General features: G+C 72.9%; 17 protein-coding genes and 1 riboswitch. Of the genes, 9 read left to right on the top strand and 8 right to left on the bottom strand.

All coding sequences use genetic code 11. The features are described 5' to 3' along the window. Positions 1-26 precede the first annotated feature (26 nt). From ABWI04_RS09735 to metH, 4 genes are all read right to left on the bottom strand, one after another. Complete coding sequence (locus ABWI04_RS09735) at positions 27-1,079, bottom strand: SRPBCC family protein (RefSeq protein ID WP_345179534.1); 1,053 nt, start codon at positions 1,077-1,079, stop codon at positions 27-29. A 161-nt stretch (positions 1,080-1,240) separates the two neighbouring features. Continuing rightward, entirely contained in the window at positions 1,241-1,903 is a 663-nt protein-coding gene (locus ABWI04_RS09740; RefSeq protein ID WP_345179536.1) for a formylglycine-generating enzyme family protein, read from the bottom strand. Between the two features lie 32 nt (positions 1,904-1,935). Continuing rightward, positions 1,936-3,252: a HEAT repeat domain-containing protein gene (locus ABWI04_RS09745; RefSeq protein WP_345179537.1), complete on the bottom strand. Its 1,317-nt coding sequence runs from the start codon at positions 3,250-3,252 to the stop codon at positions 1,936-1,938. Between the two features lie 68 nt (positions 3,253-3,320). Next, positions 3,321-6,926, bottom strand: a complete 3,606-nt coding sequence (gene metH, locus ABWI04_RS09750; RefSeq protein ID WP_353832131.1) for a methionine synthase — start codon at positions 6,924-6,926, stop codon at positions 3,321-3,323. A gap of 23 nt (positions 6,927-6,949) precedes the next feature. Then, a riboswitch (S-adenosyl-L-homocysteine riboswitch) is annotated at positions 6,950-7,030 on the bottom strand. A 67-nt stretch (positions 7,031-7,097) separates the two neighbouring features. Between metH and ABWI04_RS09755 the strand changes: the two genes are divergently transcribed. Continuing rightward, positions 7,098-7,727 carry a nucleoside/nucleotide kinase family protein gene (locus ABWI04_RS09755; RefSeq protein WP_353832132.1) on the top strand — a complete coding sequence of 210 codons (630 nt, stop codon included), beginning with the start codon at positions 7,098-7,100 and terminating at the stop codon, positions 7,725-7,727. On the opposite strand, the gene ABWI04_RS09760 is transcribed toward ABWI04_RS09755, so the two are convergent. The 3 genes from ABWI04_RS09760 to ABWI04_RS09770 all read right to left on the bottom strand — a co-directional run bounded on the left by ABWI04_RS09760 (position 7,724) and on the right by ABWI04_RS09770 (position 10,748). After that, positions 7,724-8,113: a DUF6221 family protein gene (locus ABWI04_RS09760; protein ID WP_345179545.1), complete on the bottom strand. Its 390-nt coding sequence runs from the start codon at positions 8,111-8,113 to the stop codon at positions 7,724-7,726. The two genes, ABWI04_RS09755 and ABWI04_RS09760, sit on opposite strands and share 4 nt — an antisense overlap. Before the next feature lie 49 nt (positions 8,114-8,162). After that, positions 8,163-9,416, bottom strand: a complete 1,254-nt coding sequence (locus ABWI04_RS09765; protein ID WP_345179548.1) for a lipase family protein — start codon at positions 9,414-9,416, stop codon at positions 8,163-8,165. 84 nt (positions 9,417-9,500) lie between these two features. Beyond that, entirely contained in the window at positions 9,501-10,748 is a 1,248-nt protein-coding gene (locus ABWI04_RS09770) for a glycosyltransferase (protein ID WP_345179550.1), read from the bottom strand. A gap of 62 nt (positions 10,749-10,810) precedes the next feature. Here ABWI04_RS09770 and ABWI04_RS09775 point away from each other — a divergent pair, with 62 nt between their 5' ends. From ABWI04_RS09775 to ABWI04_RS09810, 8 genes are all read left to right on the top strand, one after another. Beyond that, positions 10,811-12,271, top strand: coding sequence for a type I restriction-modification system subunit M (locus ABWI04_RS09775; RefSeq protein ID WP_353832133.1), 1,461 nt, complete (start codon positions 10,811-10,813; stop codon positions 12,269-12,271). Next, on the top strand, positions 12,264-13,301 hold the full coding sequence (locus ABWI04_RS09780) for a restriction endonuclease subunit S (protein WP_353832134.1): 1,038 nt from the start codon (positions 12,264-12,266) through the stop codon (positions 13,299-13,301). The genes ABWI04_RS09775 and ABWI04_RS09780 overlap by 8 nt, the downstream gene beginning before the upstream one ends. 36 nt (positions 13,302-13,337) lie before the next feature. After that, entirely contained in the window at positions 13,338-14,141 is an 804-nt protein-coding gene (locus tag ABWI04_RS09785) for a methyltransferase domain-containing protein (RefSeq protein WP_353832135.1), read from the top strand. Between the two features lie 204 nt (positions 14,142-14,345). After that, on the top strand, positions 14,346-14,870 hold the full coding sequence (locus tag ABWI04_RS09790) for an ATP-binding protein (RefSeq protein ID WP_345179559.1): 525 nt from the start codon (positions 14,346-14,348) through the stop codon (positions 14,868-14,870). After that, on the top strand, positions 14,855-15,703 hold the full coding sequence (locus ABWI04_RS09795; RefSeq protein ID WP_345179562.1) for an SAM-dependent methyltransferase: 849 nt from the start codon (positions 14,855-14,857) through the stop codon (positions 15,701-15,703). Before ABWI04_RS09790 ends, ABWI04_RS09795 begins: the two co-directional genes overlap by 16 nt. Positions 15,704-15,864: 161 nt before the next feature. Beyond that, the gene (locus ABWI04_RS09800) at positions 15,865-16,851 is read left to right on the top strand and encodes a hypothetical protein (RefSeq protein WP_345179563.1); all 987 of its coding nucleotides are present in this window, start codon (positions 15,865-15,867) and stop codon (positions 16,849-16,851) included. 26 nt (positions 16,852-16,877) lie between these two features. Continuing rightward, positions 16,878-17,639: a class I SAM-dependent methyltransferase gene (locus tag ABWI04_RS09805; RefSeq protein WP_353832136.1), complete on the top strand. Its 762-nt coding sequence runs from the start codon at positions 16,878-16,880 to the stop codon at positions 17,637-17,639. Between the two features lie 10 nt (positions 17,640-17,649). After that, complete coding sequence (locus ABWI04_RS09810) at positions 17,650-18,231, top strand: methyltransferase domain-containing protein (RefSeq protein WP_353832137.1); 582 nt, start codon at positions 17,650-17,652, stop codon at positions 18,229-18,231. A 125-nt stretch (positions 18,232-18,356) separates the two neighbouring features. Here the strand turns inward: ABWI04_RS09810 and ABWI04_RS09815 are convergent, their stop codons facing one another. Beyond that, positions 18,357-18,572, bottom strand: a complete 216-nt coding sequence (locus tag ABWI04_RS09815) for a hypothetical protein (protein WP_345179568.1) — start codon at positions 18,570-18,572, stop codon at positions 18,357-18,359. Positions 18,573-18,636: the final 64 nt, after the last annotated feature.

The following is an 18,636-nucleotide window of genomic DNA, read 5'->3' on the forward strand; positions in this document are numbered from 1 at the left end:
AGCCCCGCCTTCCACCAGCGAAGACATCAGGCACGGGCGCTTTCTGGCTCTTTCTCCTCCTGCTTCGCCCCGGACTCTTCCTTCTCGTCCTCCTGCTTCGCCTCCGGCTCCTCGCCTTCCTGCTTCGCCTCCGGCTCGTTCTCGCCTTCCTGCTTCTCCTTCTCCTCGTGCTGCTTCGCCTCCGGCTCCTCCTTCTCACCCTCCTCGCGGTCCTTGGCCTCCTGCTCCTCCTTGAGGGCGTCCTCGTGGGTCTTGACGACCTCGCCGTCGCGGATCTCGCCGCGCCAGCCCTCGACCTCTTCCTGCTCCAGCAGCGTCTTGGTCATCATGTGGCGCTTGATGTGCTTGAAGTCCAGGCGGAGGCGGCGGCCCTGGGCGCGCCACATGTTCGCCGTCTTCTCGAAGAACCCGTCCGGGTGGTACTCGGCCACCAGCAGGACCCGGGTCATGGACGGCGCCAGCTCGTGGAACGTCACCGCGCCGTCGACGTAGCCCTTGGGGCCCTTGGACTTCCAGACGATCCGCTCGTCGGGAACCTGCTCGATGATCGTCGATTCCCAGGTGCGGTGGGACAGGAAGACCTGCGCCCGCCAGTTGATCTTCTCGTCGGACTCCTGCTCGACGCTCTCGACCTTCTTGGTGAAGCTCGGGTAGTCGGCGAACTGCGTCCACTGGTCGTAGGCGACGCGGCGGGGCAGCCCCACGTCGAACTCCTCGAGGATGTTGGTGACCTTCATCTTGCCCTGGCCACCGCCCTTGCCCTTGCCCCCGCCTCCGGGGAGGGCGTCCTTGACCTTGTCCTTGACCATCTCCTTCGCCCCGGCGGCGCCCGCGCTGAGGCCCGCCTTGAGGGGCGACTCACCCTCGGCGATCTTCTGCGCGCCCTTGACCGCCGCCTTCCCGGCGGCTCCGCCGCCGTTCCCGCCGTCCAGCCGCTCGGTCAGGCCCTCGATCTGGCCGCTCGCCTTCTCCAGCGCCCGCACCATGAGCGCCTGAGCCAGGGCGCGGCCGGCGTCCTTGAGCTGCTCGACGGGGAGCTCCTGGGCCTTGCTGCCGTTCCCCGTGCCCGCTTCCGCCATGATCAGCCTTCGCTTCCTTGCCGATTTCCCCTGACCCTGACGACATAGCCTGAGGATCAGGGACTAAAACGGCAAAAGCGCCACTGGCCTGCAAAAACGAATGATCTACTCGCCGTTTGCACGCGCGCGGGCGGCCCTTTCCGCCGCCCCTCCGCCCGCCGTCAGCGGACGGCGGAACGCGCCACGCGCAGGCCCACGTCGTCGATCCGGAACGTCGGGTGGCTGCGGCGCCGCACCGACGCCCGGCAGCTCCAGTGCTCGTCGGACCAACCGCCGCCTCGGAGCACCCGGTAGGCGCCGTAGACCTCGGCGTCGTAGAGGTCCCAGCACCATTCCCAGACGTTGCCCAGCATGTCGTACAGGCCCCACGCGTTGGGCCGCTTGCCGCCCACGTCGTGGACGTGCTCCCCGGCGTTGCCGCGGTACCAGGCGATCTCGTCGAGCGGGCCGTACCGCGGGCCGGTCGTGCCGGCGCGGCAGGCGTGCTCCCATTCGGCCTCGGTCGGCAGCCGGTACCCGTCGGCGGAGGCGTCCCACTCGGCGCCCTCGCCGCCGGCGTCGAGCCGGTACGCGGGCGCCAGCCCCTCACACCGGGACAGGGCGTTGCAGAATTCCACCGCGTCCGACCACGAGACGCACTCGACGGGCAGCAGGTCTCCCCGGGCGGTGCTCGGCCGTCGACCGGCGACCCGCGCGTACTGCGCCTGGGTGACCGGATACGCCGCCAGCCGGTACGGCGCGAGGTCGACCGGCCAGCTGCGCCGCGTCCGCCGGTCCGACAGCGTCACCGTCCCCGCGGGGACGGCGACCATCTCGATCTCCATCTCGGCAGGTGATCCTACCGGCGCCCGCCCGGTCAGATCTCCAGCGCGCCCGGGGGGTGGCCGTGGCGGCGGCCGCAGGAGGTCAGCGCCAGGACGGCGTGCCCCTGGACTGACGTCTCCGCGCCCAGAGCGGACGGGTCGACCGAGGCGCGGGCCGCGAAGCTCGTGGCGTGGCACTCGTCGGGGATGCCGAGGTCCTCCTTGACCTGGAAGTACCGGGCCTGGAAGGCGGCGCTGTCGTTGACCTCGACACCGTCGAAGGCGTCGTCGGGGAAGGCGTCGTCGTGCGGGAGGACGTAGCCGTCCTCGGCGGGGTGGGAGCCGATCTGGTCGGCCGGCTCGAAGACGTCGTAGTAGCGGACGAGGCCGCCGTCCTCGGCGACGCACCAGGCCGTCCACTCGTCGCCGCAGCTCGCGCCGTACCAGTGGGCCGCGCCGAACCGGCGGCTCAGGTCGCGGCAGCGGTCCTGGACCGCGGCGGCGTCGATGCCGTCCTCGTGGTCGGGGAAGGGGTCGCCGAAGACGAGGGTCCAGCCGTCCAGGCGCGGGGTGACGTAGACGCGGCGGCAGGAGCGGTGGTCACCGCCCCAGACGTGGTGGTCCTGGTTCCAGGCGGACGCGCCGAGCCGCATCGTGACCGGCTCGGGATCGGAGAGGCCGAAGGCGTCGAGGACGGCGTCCCGGTCGCCGGTGGGGACGGCGTACCAGGTGCCGCACAGGTGCATGGGCTCGGGCGTCTCGGTGGCGAGCTTGGACCGGATCAGCCGCCGGACGAGGGCCAGGTCGTGGTCGTCGAGCGCGGACGGGCCGCCGACCGCGGCGAGGACCTCCAGGGCGCGGCGGCGGACGGCCCCCCGGGAGCGGCGGAGCCGGCGCAGGTGCGGGACGACGCCCGGGCCGATCTCCCCGATGGCCCAGGCGACGCGTTGCCGGACGTCGGGGTCGGGGTCGTCCAGGCGGGCGAGCAGAGCGGGGGCGTGCGGGAGGGCCGCCTCCCCCTTGAGCTGCAGGACGTAGGCGGTGTTCGCGCGGACCTTGGGGCTCGGGTGGCTCAGGCCGGGGAGGAAGGCCGCCAGATCTTCGATCCGCAGGCCGCAGTGGGCCCAGCCGCAGCGGCGGGCGACCTCGTCGGTGGGCGCCGCCGCCATGGCCTCGACCAGGGGGTCGAGGGCGGGAAGGCCGATGCGCCGCAGGATGGTGGCGCCGGTGGTCCAGGCGACCGGGGAGTCCTCGTCGCACAGGACGGCCAGGACGGGTCGGACGGCGGGCTCTCCGGCGGCCACGAGGGCGTCGGCCGCGGCCCTGCTCTCGGGCCCGGCCAACTGGTCGATCAGTGCCTGTATCTCCACGCGAGCATGATCCCACCGCCCGGTGACATCCACGGTCCCGTGGACGCCACCGGGCAGTGGCCGAACCGTCAGGACGGGTCGTAGGCGAGGTTGGGGGCGAGCCAGCGCTCGACCTCCGCGACGGGGAGCTCGCAGCGGCGGGCGTAGTCCTCGATCTGGTCCTTGCCGACGCGCCCGACCGTGAAGTAGCGCGACGCCGGGTGGGCGAAGATCAGGCCGCTGACGCTGGCGGCCGGGGCCATCGCGTACGACTCGGTGAGCTTCATGCCGAGGCGGCCCGCGTCCAGCAGGTCGAACAGGGTCTGCTTGAGGCTGTGGTCGGGGCTCGCCGGGTAGCCGAGGGCGGGGCGGATGCCGCGGAACCGCTCGGCGTGCAGGTCCTCCAGGGCGGGGTCGGCGTCCGGCTCGAACCAGGCGCGGCGGGCCTCCAGGTGGATGTACTCGGCGAACGCCTCGGCGAGGCGGTCCGCGAGGGCCTTCACCATGATCGACTTGTAGTCGTCGTTGTCGTGCTCGTACTTCGCGGCGAGGTCCTCGGCGCCGAGGATCGTCACGGCGAAGCCGCCGAGGTGGTCGCCGGACGGGGCGACGTAGTCGGCGAGGCAGCGGTTGGGGCGCCCCGCGGGCTTGGACGTCTGCTGGCGCAGCATCGGGAAGCGCGCGGCGCCGGGCAGGACGATGTCGTCGCCGTCGGAGTGCGCGGGCCAGAAGCCGTAGGCGCCGTGGGCCTCGAACGAGCCGTCGGCGATGATCTGGTCGAGCAGCTCATTGCCCTCGTCGAACAGCTCGCGCGCGACGGGCTGGTCGAGGATCGCCGGGTACTTGCCCTTCAGCTCCCAGGCCAGGAAGAAGAACTGCCAGTCGATCATCTCGCGGATCGCGGAGATCTCGGGGCGGACGATCCGCACGCCGGTGAAGTCGGGCGCCGGCAGGTCGCCGAAGTCGACCCGCTCCCGGTTCTCGCGGGCCTGCTCGACGGTGAGCAGGGGGCGGCGCTGCTTCTTCTCGTGCTGCTCGCGGAGCCGGGCCTGCTCCTCGCGGTTGGCGGCGTCCAGGGCCGCGGCGCGCTCGTCGTCGAGCAGGTCGGAGACGACGCCGACGACGCGGGAGGCGTCCAGGACGTGCACGGTCGTCGCGTCGTAGGCGGGGGCGATCTTCACGGCGGTGTGCTGCCGGGACGTGGTGGCGCCGCCGATCAGCAGCGGCAGCCGCATGCCGCGGCGCTCCATCTCGGCGGCCACGGAGACCATCTCGTCCAGGGACGGGGTGATCAGCCCGGACAGCCCGATGGCGTCGGCGCCCTCCTGGACGGCGGTCTCCAGGATCTTGGCGGCGGGGACCATGACGCCGAGGTCGATGACGTCGTAGTTGTTGCAGCCGAGGACGACGCCGACGATGTTCTTGCCGATGTCGTGCACGTCGCCCTTGACCGTCGCGAGGACGATCTTGCCCTGGCCGCGGTCGCTGTGCGCGCGGCCGGCGGCGATCGCCTCCTGCTTCTCCTTCTCCATGAAGGGCTCCAGGTAGGCGACCGACCGCTTCATCACGCGGGCGCTCTTGACCACCTGGGGGAGGAACATCTTGCCGGAGCCGAACAGGTCGCCGACGACCTTCATGCCGTCCATCAGCGGGCCCTCGATGACGTCGAGGGGGCGCTCGGCCTCCTGTCGGGCCTCCTCGGTGTCGTCCTCGATGAAGTCGATGATGCCGTGCACGAGGGCGTGGGAGAGGCGTGCGGCGACCGGCGCGTCCCGCCAGGACAGGTCGACCTCCCGCTTCGTCCGCTCGCCCTTGACGTTCTCGGCGAACGACACGAGCCGGTCGGTGGCGTCGGGGCGGCGGTCGAACAGCACGTCCTCGACCAGTTCGAGCAGGTCGGCGGGGATGTCCTCGTAGACGGCGAGCTGCCCGGCGTTGACGATGCCCATGTCGAGGCCGGCCCGGACGGCGTGGAACAGGAACGCCGAGTGCATCGCCTCGCGGACGACGTCGTTGCCCCGGAAGGAGAACGACAGGTTGGAGATGCCGCCGCTGGTGCGGGCGCCCGGGCAGCGCTCCTTGATGAGGGGCAGCGCGTCGATGAACGCCTTGGCGTAGCCGTTGTGCTCGGAGATGCCGGTCGCGACGGCGAGGACGTTCGGGTCGAAGATGATGTCCTCGGCGGGGAAGCCGACCTCCTGCGTGAGCAGGTCGTAGGCGCGGGCGCAGATCGAGACCTTGCGCTCGGTGGTGTCGGCCTGGCCCGTCTCGTCGAAGGCCATGACGACGACGCCGGCGCCGAAGTCGCGGATGCGGCGGGCCTGCTCCAGGAACGGGCCCTCGCCCTCCTTGAGGCTGATGGAGTTGACGACGCCCTTGCCCTGGACGGTCTTCAGCCCCGCCTCCAGCACGCTCCACCGCGAGCTGTCGACCATGATCGGGATGCGGGCGACCTCGGGCTCGGTGGCGATGAGGTTGAGGAAGGTCGTCATCTCCCGCTCGCTGTCGAGCAGGTCGGCGTCCATGTTGACGTCGAGCAGGTTCGCGCCGCCGCGCACCTGGTCGAGCGCCACGTCCACGGCGGCCTGGTGGTCGCCCGCCTCGATGAGCTTGCGGAACTTCTTGGAGCCGGTGACGTTGGTGCGCTCGCCGATCATCACGAAGCCGGTGTCGGCGCCGATCGCGAACGGCTCCAGGCCGCTGAACCGGCTCGCCGCGCCGGGCCGGACGACCTCGCGGGAGCCGACGCCCCGCACCGCCTCGGCGATCCTGGCGATGTGCTCGGGGCCCGTCCCGCAGCAGCCGCCGACGACGTTGACCATGCCGGAGGCGGCGAACTCGCCGACCTTGCGGGCGGTCTCCTCCGGGGTCTCGTCGTAGCCGCCGAAGGCGTTCGGCAGGCCCGCGTTCGGGTGGCAGGCGGTGTAGGTGCCGGCCAGGCGCGCCAGCTCCTCCACGTGGGGGCGCATCTCGTCGGCGCCGAGCGAGCAGTTCACGCCCACGACCAGCGGCTCGGCGTGCTCGATCGACCGCCAGAACGCCTCGACGGTCTGCCCGGACAGCGTCCGGCCGGACAGGTCGACGATGGTCACCGAGATCCACAGCGGCAGGTGCGGGGCGACCTCGCGGGCCGCGGCGATCGCGGCCTTCGCGTTCAGCGTGTCGAAGATCGTCTCGATCAGCAGCAGGTCGACGCCGCCCTCGGCGAGCGCGCCGATCTGCTCGGCGTAGGCGTCCTTGACCTGGTCGAACGTGACGGCTCGGTAGGCCGGGTCGTCGACCCGCGGGGACAGCGAGAGCGTGACGTTCAGCGGGCCGATGGAGCCGGCGACGTAGCGCCCGCCGAACTCGTCGGCGGCCTGCCGGGCCAGCCGGGCGCCCTGCACGTTCATCTCGCGGACCAGGCTCTCCAGGCCGTAGTCGGCCTGCCCGATGCCGGTCGCGGTGAAGGTGTTGGTGGTCGTGATGTCGGCGCCGGCCCGCAGGTACTGCCGGTGGACGTCCAGGATCACGTCGGGGCGGGTGAGGTTCAGCAGGTCGGGGTCGCCGGTGACGTCCTTGGGGTGGTCGTCGCCGATGAGGTCGCCGCGGTAGTCGGCGGGGGTCAGGCCCGCGCCCTGGAGCATCGTGCCCCACGCGCCGTCCAGCACCGCGATCCGCTGCTCAAGAAGTTCGCGCAATGGAGTCTGAGTCATTGTTTTCGAGCACCTCCCATGGAATCTGGGAGGCGCCCTTGCGGAATCAGGTGTCACGGGCCGAGCGTGGCGGGCTCTCGCCCGTTGCAGCGCCTCTCGGCCCGGTACCGAGGTTACATTCCGAGAGGCCGGTGTGTCAGGCGCGCCCGGGGTTGCGGGCAGGATGAGGTGATGCGCGCACGACCGATCTCGCCGTCTCTGGTGGTCGAGGAGCTGGCCGACCGGATCGCGGCGCTCGGGACCGGCTCCTGGTCGCGGGTGGCGATCGACGGGGCGCCGCCCGCGGCGCCTTCGGATCTGGCCGACGCCCTCGTCTCGCCCCTGCGCGCTCGGGGGCGGGACGTCGTGAGGGTGTCCGCGCGCGGCTTCCTGCGGCCGGCGTCCCTGCGCTACGAGCACGGGCGGGACGACCCCGACCTCTTCTACGACGAGTGGCTCGACGTGGGCGGGCTCGTCCGGGAGGTGCTGGGGCCGCTGGAGCCGTCCGGTACGGGGAGGGTCCTGCCCAGCCTGTGGGACGCGGCGCTCGACCGGGCGACGAGGGCGGACTACGTGAGCGTCCGGCCCGGCGGGGTCCTGCTGCTGGACGGCTCGCTGCTGCTCGGGCGCGGGCTGCCGTTCGAGCTCACCGTCCACCTGTCCCTGTCGCGCGGGGCGCTGGCGCGCCGGACGGCCGGCGACGAGGCGTGGACGCTTCCCGCCTACGCGCGCTACGACTCCGAGGTCGAGCCGGTGCGGGCCGCCGACGTCGTCCTGAAGGTGGACGACCCGGGCCACCCCGCGCTGATCACCGACGCCTAGGGCCGCCATTCCTCCCGGTAGGCGGGGTGGTGGGCGTAGGGCAGGGCGAGGAGGCGCAGGACCGTCTCGCGGACGGCCTGCGCCGCGTCGAGCTCGGGGGTGCGGTGGCCCTGGCCGAGGATCCAGGACTGCTTCTCGTAGTCGTCGACGATCTGGCGCTTGGCGGACGCTTCGGCGAGCGCGCGGGCCGGGTCGTGGCGCGCGATGTGCTCGGCGTACGCGCCGTTCTCCGCCGTCGCGACGAAGGCGGGAGCGTCCGCGCCGGGATCGCCGGCGACGGTGCTGACCGTGCCGGAGGGGGCCGCCTTCCAGGGGGCGCCGGAGCAGGCGCGGGCCATTTGCTCGTCCCTGTCCAGCCGTGCGCGGAGGAACTCCACCAGATCCATAGGGCCATCCTGCCCCCTGCGGAGCGGGACGGCCCTATGGCTCAGGGGTTCAGGCGGCACAGTTGCCGGTGACCGGCTTGCCCGCGAAGCGGTCGCCGAGGAACGCCATCGCGTCGGGCTCGCTCCAGAGCATGCCGGTGGCGTGCTCGGCGAAGGTGTAGGTCTTCCAAGTCACGTTGGCGCCCTTCGCGCACCACGCCTTGTGGAGGGTGTCGGCCTGACCGGCGGGGATGATCTCGTCGTAGACGGCCTGCGTCTGGAGCACCGGCGCGCTCGGGGCGGTGGAGCCGAGCTTGTTGGCGTCCAGGCGCCGCTGCCACTCGGGCGTGGCCAGCGGGTCGCTGGTCGTGTAGTCGCTGATGTGCTTGAACGCCGTCTGCACGACCGTGAGGGGCCCGTCGAAGCTGACCAGGCACATGTCCTGGGCCTTCGCCAGTAGTTCGCGACCGTTGTCGTTGAGGTACTTGGCCAGGTCGAGTTCGGGGTAGGCGGCGTCGTAGCCGACGGCGGCCATGAACATGAGCGCGACGAACGGGGAGCCGTCCAGGCTCTTGGCGACGGCTTGCAGGTCCGCCGGGACGCCGCCCGCGAACACGCCCTTGATCGCCAGCTCGGGGGCGTAGGTGCCCGCCAGCTCCGCCGCCCAGCCCGCGCTGGTGCCGCCCTGCGAGTAGCCCCAGAGGCCGACCGGCGAGCCGCCGAGCCCGGCGTCCGGGAGGCGCTGCGCGGCGCGGGCGACGTTCAGCAGGGCCCGGCCCTGCGAGCCGCCGACCTCGTAGGTGTGCTGACCCGGGGTGCCGAGCCCCTCCATGTCGGTCACGGCGACGGCCCAGCCGCGGCTGAGCGCGTCGGCGATGAACAGCTCCTCGTAGTCCATGCCCTGGGTGAGGGTGTAGGACGGGGCGCAGGCGTCGCCGAGTCCGCGCGTCCCGACGGCGTAGGACACGAGCGGCCTCTTGCCCTCGCCCGTCCACTCCTTGGTGGGGACGAGGACCATGCCCGAGACGGCGGTCGGCTGCCCCTGCACCGTCTCCGACCGGTACAGCACCTGCCAGGACCGGACGCCCGCGTACGGCGAGTGGCCGACCGGGTCGACGGTGAACACCGCGGGCCGCGACCGGATGACGTCACCGGGCGCGCCCGCCGGGAGCGGGGAGGGCGGCTGGTAGAACGGGTCCTCGGCCGGGGGCTTGGCGTCCTGCGGCGCCGCGGCGGCGGTGCCCTGCAGGGCCGCCGCCGTCATGGCGAGGCCGAGGCACGACGCCAGCGCGGCGCGCACGACCCGGCGAACGGTGAGGGACATGGCGGGTAACCCTTCGACGTGGCGGCGGAGTCTTCGCCGCTGCCGCCGGCGTGACGGCCACCCGACAGTAACGTAATTGGACACTTACTCCAATGTGGCGCGGGACGCATCGCCGGCACCGGATTTGTGCCGTCCTGACAAAGTCCGCCCTGACGGAGCCCCCTCCGGCGCGGTCCGCCCCTTCCAGGCGCCGCCCCGCCCGGCACGGTGCCTGCGGGCGGAGTCGAGCGTCATCGCCGCGTACAGCAGGGCGACGAGCGGCAGGGCCGGGGCGCGCAGCGGCGACAGGCCGTAGAAGCGCAGCATCGGCGCATAGGTGGCCGCCATGAGCGCCCACGCGAGCCCGCCCGCCGCGAGGGCGGGCGCGCCTGCGCCGGCCGGGCCCGCGACCAGGCCCGCGACCGTCGCGGCGGGCGGGACCGCGTAGAGGAGCAGCAGGCCGGCGACGGTCGCGGCGAGCAGGACGGGCGAGTAGCGCAGCTGGTGGTAGGCGCTGCGGGCGATCATCGCCCAGAGGTCGGCGAGGCGCGGGTAGGGGCGGCGGCTGACGACGTCGCGGCTGAGATCGAGGCGGCAGCGCCCGCCCGCGCGCTTGAGCATCCGCCCCAGCGCCACGTCGTCGATCAGCGCGTCGCGGATCCGGTCGAGGCCCCCCGCCCCGGTGAGGGCGGTCCGGCGCACGAGCATGCAGCCGCCCGCGGCCGCGGCCGTGCGCGCCCCGTCGCGGCCGACGCGGCGGAACGGGTACAGCTGGGCGAAGAAGTAGACGAAGGCGGGAACGACCACCCGCTCCCAGCCCGTGCGGGTGCTGAGCGTCGCCATCTGCGACAGCAGGTCGCGGCGTCCCGCCACCGCGGCGCGCACGAGCGCGTCCACGGCGCCGGGGGCGTAGGCGATGTCGGCGTCGGTGAAGAGCAGGAAGCCGGGTTCGCCCGCCGCCCGGACACCCTCCGCCATCGCCCAGACCTTGCCCGCCCACCCCTCCGGCCGCTCCCTCGCGGGCACGACCGTCAGGGCCGGGTCGCCGTCCGCCAGGGCGGCGGCCGTCCCGGCGGTGCCGTCGCTGCTCGCGTCGTCGACCAGGACCACGCGGAAGGCGCCCGGGTACCGCTGGGCGAGCAGGGTCGGGAGCGTCTCCGGGAGGACGGCGGCCTCGTCGCGGGCCGGGACGACGGCCACGACCTCGGGCCACTCGTCCGGTTCCGGCGCGTCGGGCAGCCCCGGTCCCGTCCGCCAGAAGCCGCCGTGCGCGAACGCCAGGTACAGCCATCCGGCCAGCGCCGCCACCGCCAGGACGCCCACGACCATCACGTCCGCAGCCTCGCACCGCACCGGCTCTCCGTCCATCGACGGCGTCCCGCGGGCGTGGCGGGCCGAGCGCTAAAGTCACGCGGATGGACGGTGTCCTCAAGAAAGGCGATGTCCCTGGGAAAGGCGATCTCCTCTGGAAGGGCGATGTCCTCTGGAAGGCCGCCGACAAGCTGCGCGGATCCGTCGACGCGGCGCAGTACCGGGACTTCGTCCTCGGGCTCGTGTTCCTCAAGTACGTGTCCGACTCCTCCGGGGACGGGGCCTTCCGGGTCCCGGACGGGGCGCGGTGGGCGGACCTCTCCCCCGCCGCCGGGGACATCGGTGAGCGGATCGACGCGGCGATGGGCGCCCTCATGCGCGCCAACCCGTCGCTGGACGGCGCACTCCCCCAGATCTTCACCCGGGTCGACCGGCGGCGCCTCGGCGAGCTGGTCGAGCTGATCGGCCGGGTGCGGTTCGCGGCGGATTCCGGGACGCGTCCCGCGCGGGACGTGCTCGGCGAGGTCTACGAGTACTTCCTGGAGAAGTTCGCGCGGGCCGAGGGCAAGCGCGGCGGCGAGTTCTACACCCCCGCCGGCGTGGTCAGGCTGCTGGTGGAGGTCCTGGAGCCCTTCCGGGGACGGGTGTACGACCCGTGCTGCGGCTCCGGCGGCATGTTCGTGCAGGCGGAGAGGTTCGTCCTCAGCCACCGGGGGCGGCCCGACGACATCGCGGTGTACGGGCAGGAGGCCAACGAGCGGACATGGCGGCTGGCCAGGATGAACCTGGCCGTCCACGAGATCGCGGGTGACGTCCGCCGCGCCGACGCCTTCTACGAGGACGCCCATCCCGGCCTCGCCGCCGACCACGTCCTCGCCAACCCGCCATTCAACATGTCGGACTGGTACCGCGATCCCGGCGACGCGCGCTGGCGGTACGGCGTCCCGCCCGCGGGGAACGCCAACTTCGCCTGGATCCAGCACATCGTGGCCAAGCTCGGGCCGCGCGGCCGCGCGGGCGTGGTGATGGCGAACGGATCCATGTCGTCCCGGCAGTCGGGCGAGGGCGAGATCCGCGCGGCGCTGCTGGAGGCCGACCTCGTCTCGTGCGTCGTCGCGCTGCCGGACCGGCTCTTCCGCACCACCCCGATCCCCGCCTGCCTCTGGTTCCTCGACAAGCACAAGAGCGTCCCGGGCCAGGTGCTCTTCGTCGACGCCCGCGAGATGGGGACGATGGTCGACCGCACCGAGCGGATCCTCACCGGCGACGACATCGCCCGGATCGCCGGCGCGTACCGGGCCTGGCGCGACGGCGGCCATTCCGACGTCCCCGGCTTCTCCCACGCTGCGGGGCGGGACGAGATCAGGTCGCACGGCCACGTCCTCACGCCGGGACGCTACGTCGGCGCCGCCGAGACCGACCGCGGCGACGAGCCCGCGGCCGACCGGGTGGAGCGGCTCACCAAGGAGCTCCTCACGCACCTGGACGAGTCGGCGCGGCTCGACCAGGTCGTCCGGGACGAGCTGGACCGGTTCGGCGGCCGGGCCGGGCGGCTCGATGACTGACGTGGCCCTGGGCGACCTCGTCACGTTCTCGAACGGCCGGTCGCGACCCGTCCCGGGCACCCGCTACCGGACGTTCGGCGCCAACGGGGTCATCGGGACGTCCGGCGGGTTCAACGCCGGGCCGGGCTCCACCATCGTCGGGCGCGTCGGGAGCTACTGCGGGGCCGTCCACTACAGCCCCGACCAGTGCTGGGTCACCGACAACGCCATCATCGCCACGGCCAGGGACGGCGTGAACCCGCGCTACGTCCCCTACCTGCTCAGGCGGCTCGGCCTGAACCGGTACCGCATGGGCTCGGGGCAGCCGCTCCTCACCCACGCGATCCTGAACGGCCTCGCCGTCCGGCACCCGACCCGCGCGGAGCAGGACGCGGCGGCGTCCGTGCTGGGGGCGCTCGACGACAAGATCGAGGTGAACGGGCGCATCGCGGCCGGCGGCGACGCGCTGGTCCGCGCCCGCTACGACGAGGCGGCGGCCGCGTCCGCGTCCGCCGTCCCGATCGGCGACCTCGGCGACCTGGTGCGCGGCGCCGTCCCGCCGGAGCGGATCGGACGGGACGACAACTACATCGCCCTGGAGCACATGCCGAAGAGGCACATGTGGCTCTCGACCTGGACCGACGCGTCCGGCGTCACCAGCGCGAAACTGCGCTTCGCGGCCGGCGACGTCCTGTTCGGCAGGCTCCGCCCCGCCTTCCACAAGGCGGGCCTCGCCTTCGTGGACGGCGTCGCCTCGACCGACGTCCTCGTCGTCCGGCCGAAGGACGCCGCCCGCCGGGGCTGGCTCCTCGCCGCCCTGGCGAGCGACGAGGTCGTGGCGCACGCCTGCGCCGTCGGCGACGGCACGAAGATGCCGCGCGTCAAGTGGCAGGACATCGCCGCCTTCACGGTCCCCTGGCCCGGCGACGGCGCCGCCCGCTCGTTCGGCGGTTTCGCCGCCGCGCTGGCCCGGCGGGTGGAGGCCGCCACGGCGGAGAGCGCGGCCCTCGCGGACCTCCGCGACACCCTCCTGCCGGAACTGGTCCCCTGACACGCGCCCGCGCCACCGGGGGGGCATCATCGGACGGTGGACTACCTTCTGGACAACCGGCAGGCCGAAGCGGGCGTCCGCTTCAAGGCGATCTCCGAGCTGTTCGACCCGTGGACCTTCCGCCACCTCGACGACGCGGGCCTGCGTCCCGGCGGGCGGGTCTGGGAGGTCGGCGCCGGCGGGCCGTCCGTGGCGTCCTGGATCGCGGGCCGCGTCGGGGCGGCCGGCCGCGTGCTGGCGACCGACATCGACGTGTCCTGGCTGGCGGACGCGCCGGAGCTCGCCGGAGCCCCGGTCGAGGTCCGGCGCCACGACCTGGTGCGCGACGCCCCGCCCGAGGGGCCGTTCGACCTCGTCCACGCCCGGCTCGTGCTGGTCCACCTCGCGGACCGCGACCGGGCCCTCCGGACGATGGTCGACGCCCTGCGGCCCGGCGGCGTCCTGCTCGTCGAGGACGCCGACCCTGGGCTCCAGCCGCTGGCCTGCCCCGACGAGCGCGGGCCGGACGAGCGCCTCGCCAACGCCGTCCGGCGCGGCTTCCGCGCGCTGCTCACCGAGCGCGGCGCCGACCTCGCCTACGGCCGCAGGCTCCCCCGGCTCCTGCGCGACGCCGGCCTGGACGACGTGCGCGCCGACGCGTTCTTCCCCCTGTCGGCCCCGGCCTGCGGCGTCCTGGAGACCGCGTCCATCCTCCAGGTGCGCGACCGGCTCATCGAGGGCGGGCACGCCACCGCCGAGGAGATCCGTCACCTGCTGGCCGCCATCGCCGCGGGGACCCTCGACCTCACCCTCGCCCCACTGATCTCCGCTTGGGGACGCAGGCCCGGCGGAGAGCGGTAAGGCGCCGCCATGTGGCGGATCTTGGACGGCGTGTGACGTCCCGCAGGGTGCGGCAAGGCCCTTGCATGCGCGCAAGCGTTGGTGACTGGCCCGAGGCCCCTGCGTAAGAGTGTGTGTTGTTTCACTTCCACGTCCGACATCGACCTGGCCGAGAAGCACATGTTCGCTTACAGCCCGACACGGAGACGTGAAGCCGACAACGCCATGAACGCATCAGACACATGGTCCGGGGCGCCCGTTCTGGTGCCCGCGCCCGCTCCCTCACTGGAGATCGGGATCCCGTCCGCCTGGAACCACAACGGCAAGTCGTCCGGGCGCCTCATCGGCGAGATCGACCTCGCCGCCACGCCGCCCGCCGTGCGGCTCGGCCGCTCCTACGTCCGCGAGCTCGTCGGGCAGCACTTCGGCGCCGACCGGTCCGAGCTCGGCGACCTGGAACTGCTGACCAGCGAGGCCCTGACCAACTCGGTGCTGCACGCGCGGCCGCGCCGGGACGGGACGATCGCGCTGGCCGTCCTGCACGTCGACCGGTACGTGCGCGTCGAGATCACCGACGGCGGCGCGGTCCAGGGGCCGCCGCGGCCGACGGACGAGGCGCTGCCGACCGGCGGGCGCGGGCTCGCCCTGATGAAGGCGCTCGCCACCGACTACGGCACCTGCCGGGGCAGGAGCGGCACCTCCACCTTCTGGTTCGGCGTCGGCGTCCGGGACGGATGGCGGCTGCCGTGACCTCCGGGGCGGCGCTGAGCCCGGCCCGCCGGGCCGAACCGTCCCCTCCCGGGGGCGGGACCGCGCCCGGCGCCGCGCCGGCCAGCGTCGCCCGCATGTGCAACTACCTCCTCGGCGGCAAGGACAACTACGCCGCGGACCGAGAGTCCGCCGAGCGTGCGCTGCGCAGCTGCCCGGCGGTGCCGCGGCTCGTCCAGGCGAACAGGGGCTTCCTGGACCACGCCGCCGCACTGCTCGCCGGGGAGGCCGGCCTGCGGCAGTTCGTCGACGTCGGCTGCGGGCTGCCCGCCGCCGAGAACCTCGGCGACCTCGTCCGGCGGGCCGACCCGTCCTGCCGGGTCGCCTACGTCGACAACGACCCGATGGTGCTGACGCACGCGCGGGCGCTGCTCGCCGTCGACGCCGGGATGGGCGCCTTCGCCGGGGACGTCCGCGCCCCGGCCGCGCTGCTCGGCGACCCCGGCCTGCGGAGGCTGGTCGACTTCTCCGAGCCCGTCGCGGTGTTCCTGCTCGGCGTCCTGGACTTCGTCGCCGACGAGGACGACCCGGCCGGGATCGTCGCCGCGCTCGCCGCGGGTCTCGCCCCCGGCAGCCACCTGGTGATCAGCCACGCCGTGCGGTCGCCGGAGCTGGACCCGGTCTCCGGGCCGTGCGAGGGCGTCGACACCCCGTTCCGCCCCCGGAGCGAGGACGAGATCGCCCGCATCTTCGCGAGCCTGCGGACGCTCGCCCCCTATCCCGCCCGGCTGCCGGGGCCCGCCCCCCTGCCCGACACGCGCCCGCTGCCGCTCATCGGCTGCGTCGGGCGCGTCCCCGGGGTGACGCCGGCATGACCCCCGCGGTGCTTTCCCGGACTTCTGCCGATCGCCCGTCCCGTCCGCGCGGCGCTTCGCTACGATCGAAGCGCCAGCAACTGCCACATCTAGGGCGAGTGATGACAGCGGACGGCGAGCCTCGGTCTCTCTCCGACATCACCAAGGACATGGGACTCAACATGTCCGACGTTGCGGCCTTCTCCGGGCTCGACGAGAGCACGGTCTTCCGGTTGTGGGACAACGTGGAGTGGCTCGACCGGGTCAGCGGGCGGTCGCTGCAGAGCCTCATGTCGTCCGTGCCGGGCATCGCCGAGTACTCGATGGCGCACGCCGTCCGGAAGAGGCGCGACGGGCTCGTCGCCGACCTGCACCGCGAGGGGCTCACCGTCGACCTGGACGCCCTGCAGAACTCGGCCGTCGCCCAGCAGCACCTGCTGAACGCGCTGGAGGCCGGGCTGCACATCATGCGCGGCCAGGCGACGCAGAAGACGTCCTCGTTCATCGCCCGCTTCTGGGGCCGCGAGCAGGACACGGCGCTGGAGGCGCTCTACTCCACCAAGGCCGGCCAGGGGCTCCTGGAGGACCCCCAGAAGCTCTACGACTCGTCCATCGACCTGGCCCCGCGGCTGAACCGCAAGACCTACTCGTTCCACTCGATCCTCGCGCTCAACATCCTCACGCACCAGGTCAGCAAGGTGACCGGGGCGCTGGAGGCCGACCTCGGCTTCGAGGTGCCCGGCCGGCAGACCGCCTTCATGATGCGCGGCGTGGTGATGGGCTCGCTGATCAGCTCGAACGACTTCGACCTGGCCGAGCGCTACCGCCAGGAGCTCGACGCGACGCCCGTCTACGCGGCGCTGGAGGAATGGTCGTTCCCGACCTACACGCGAGACGGCCGCATCAGCAGCGACTTCACCCTTCCGAGCTCCCTGTCGCTGCGCAACACGGCCGCCGAGGTGCTCCGCGAGATCGCGGTCTACAACGACGCCTACCTCTACTACCTGGCGTCCACCTACATTCCGCTGGCGCTCAGACGCGACCCGGCGTTCGGCGGAAGGCTCCCCGAGCTGATCCAGGCGCTGGAACTGCGCGTGGTCGACTGCCGGGACAGAAGGATCAGACAGACCTGCAACACGCTGGTGCGGCGGCTCAAGGGCATCGCCTGAACCAGGCTTTGGAGAATGGGGAGCCGGTGGAGGACACGGCGCAAGCCATCGCGAAACTGACGCGGGCGCGATGGGAGGCGAACGCGCAGTACTGGGTCAAGATCATCCGGGAGCGCCGCGACCGGTACCGGACGGAGCTGACCGACGCCGCCGTCCTGGACGCCGTCGGCGACTGCGCCGGCCTCCGCGTCCTGGACGCCGGATGCGGCGAGGGCTACCTGGCGCGCAGGCTCGCCTCCATGGGCGCCGAGGTCACGGGCGTCGACGCGGCGCAGGGCCTGATCGACGCGGCCTCCTCGCACCCGGCGCAGGAGGGCAAGGCCACGTTCACCCGCGCCAGCGTCGAGGACCTGCCGCTGGAGGACGACCGGTTCGACCTCGTCCTGTGCAACCACCTGTTCAGCCACCTGCAGGACCCGACCCGCGCCATCGGCGAGTTCTCGCGCGTCCTGCGCAGCGGCGGGCGGCTGATCCTGCTGACGCTGCACCCCTGCTTCTACGTGGAGAACGCCGAGCAGGGCGCGGCGAGCAGCGTCCCGGCGGCGCAGTACTTCACCCCGCGCGGCATCGACCAGCGGTTCATGGTGGACGGCCTGGAATCCCCTTCGATGATCACAAGCTGGCTCCGGCCGCTGGAGTACTACGCTGGAACGCTCCGAGACGCCGGATTCGTCATCGCGGACCTGCGCGAACCGCATCCCACGGAGGAGCAGCTGCGGGACGACCCGTGGTGGCGCAAGGGCTTCCCCACGGCCATGTTCATGCTCCTGATCGCGGAGCGCCGTTAGAGTCGTCCCCATGGAGGACGTGCCGGCGGAATTAACGGGGCATCCGGACAGGCTCCGGTGGAACGAGAAGTACGCGGAGTCGTCCGGACCGTCGCGGGCCCACCCGCTCGCCGAGCGCGCGCTGTCGCTCGGCATGCCCGACGGCGAGGTGCTCGACCTGGCGTCCGGGCCGTCCGGCAGCGCCCTGCTGGCCGCCTGGACGGGACGCCGCGTCACGGCCGTCGACATCTCCGAGATCGCCCTCGCGCGGCTCGGCGCGGAGGCCCGGCGGCGCGGGCTCGGCCCGCTGATCACGCTCGTCCAGGCCGACCTGGGCGCCTGGCGGCCCGGCCCTGACAGGTACGCCCTCGTCCTGTGCACGGGGTTCTGGGACCGCGCCGTGTTCGAGCGCGCCGCCGGGGCCGTCCTGCCCGGCGGCCTGCTGGCCTGGGAGGCCTTCACCGAGGCCGCCCGCCGCGACCGGCCGCGGCTGCCCGCCGAATGGTGCCTCAGACCCGGTGAACCCGCCTCGCTGCTGCCCGACGGCTACACCGTCCTCGACCAGTACGACGACGGCGGCAAGCGCCGCTTCCTCGCCCGCCGCGGCGACTAGCGCCTTTCACTCGGGCCAGAGGGAAGATGTTCCGGCGAGCGGGCGCGTGAAGCAGCCACTCGCCCGCCGGAACACTAGCTCACCTGTCGCAGGACGGCAGAACCGTCATGCGTCAGCCCTGGGGCTCAGTTGCCCAGGTTCTTGAACGCCTCGACCACCGGCGCCCACGGGTCCGGGGTGTCGGAGTCGGCCTGCGCGGGCGCCTCGTCGGCTCCGGCCGACCCGGCCGCGCTGCCGTGCGGGACGTTGCTGTGGCCGCTGCTGTGCGGGACGTTGCTGTACCCGCCGCTGTGCGGGGCGTTGCTGTACCCCCCGCTGTGCGGGGCGTTGTCGATCGCCATGATCAGTTTCCTCCATCTCGGTTGCGCCCTGCTGGAAATGATCAGCAGGACCTTGCCCTGGACC

Source organism: Actinomadura sp. NPDC000929, assembly GCF_040492065.1.
Classification (GTDB): domain Bacteria; phylum Actinomycetota; class Actinomycetes; order Streptosporangiales; family Streptosporangiaceae; genus Spirillospora; species Spirillospora verrucosospora.

Excerpts from the sequence above, each read along its gene's own strand:
- ABWI04_RS09735 (WP_345179534.1), bottom strand. The coding sequence starts at position 1,079 with ATGGCGGAAGCGGGCACGGGGAACGGCAGCAAGGCCCAGGAGCTCCCC.
- ABWI04_RS09740 (WP_345179536.1), bottom strand. The coding sequence starts at position 1,903 with ATGGAGATCGAGATGGTCGCCGTCCCCGCGGGGACGGTGACGCTGTCG.
- metH (WP_353832131.1), bottom strand. The coding sequence starts at position 6,926 with ATGACTCAGACTCCATTGCGCGAACTTCTTGAGCAGCGGATCGCGGTG.
- ABWI04_RS09755 (WP_353832132.1), top strand. The coding sequence starts at position 7,098 with ATGCGCGCACGACCGATCTCGCCGTCTCTGGTGGTCGAGGAGCTGGCC.
- ABWI04_RS09760 (WP_345179545.1), bottom strand. The coding sequence starts at position 8,113 with ATGGATCTGGTGGAGTTCCTCCGCGCACGGCTGGACAGGGACGAGCAA.
- ABWI04_RS09765 (WP_345179548.1), bottom strand. The coding sequence starts at position 9,416 with ATGTCCCTCACCGTTCGCCGGGTCGTGCGCGCCGCGCTGGCGTCGTGC.
- ABWI04_RS09775 (WP_353832133.1), top strand. The coding sequence starts at position 10,811 with ATGGACGGTGTCCTCAAGAAAGGCGATGTCCCTGGGAAAGGCGATCTC.
- ABWI04_RS09780 (WP_353832134.1), top strand. The coding sequence starts at position 12,264 with ATGACTGACGTGGCCCTGGGCGACCTCGTCACGTTCTCGAACGGCCGG.
- ABWI04_RS09790 (WP_345179559.1), top strand. The coding sequence starts at position 14,346 with ATGAACGCATCAGACACATGGTCCGGGGCGCCCGTTCTGGTGCCCGCG.
- ABWI04_RS09795 (WP_345179562.1), top strand. The coding sequence starts at position 14,855 with ATGGCGGCTGCCGTGACCTCCGGGGCGGCGCTGAGCCCGGCCCGCCGG.
- ABWI04_RS09800 (WP_345179563.1), top strand. The coding sequence starts at position 15,865 with ATGTCCGACGTTGCGGCCTTCTCCGGGCTCGACGAGAGCACGGTCTTC.
- ABWI04_RS09810 (WP_353832137.1), top strand. The coding sequence starts at position 17,650 with ATGGAGGACGTGCCGGCGGAATTAACGGGGCATCCGGACAGGCTCCGG.
- ABWI04_RS09815 (WP_345179568.1), bottom strand. The coding sequence starts at position 18,572 with ATGGCGATCGACAACGCCCCGCACAGCGGGGGGTACAGCAACGCCCCG.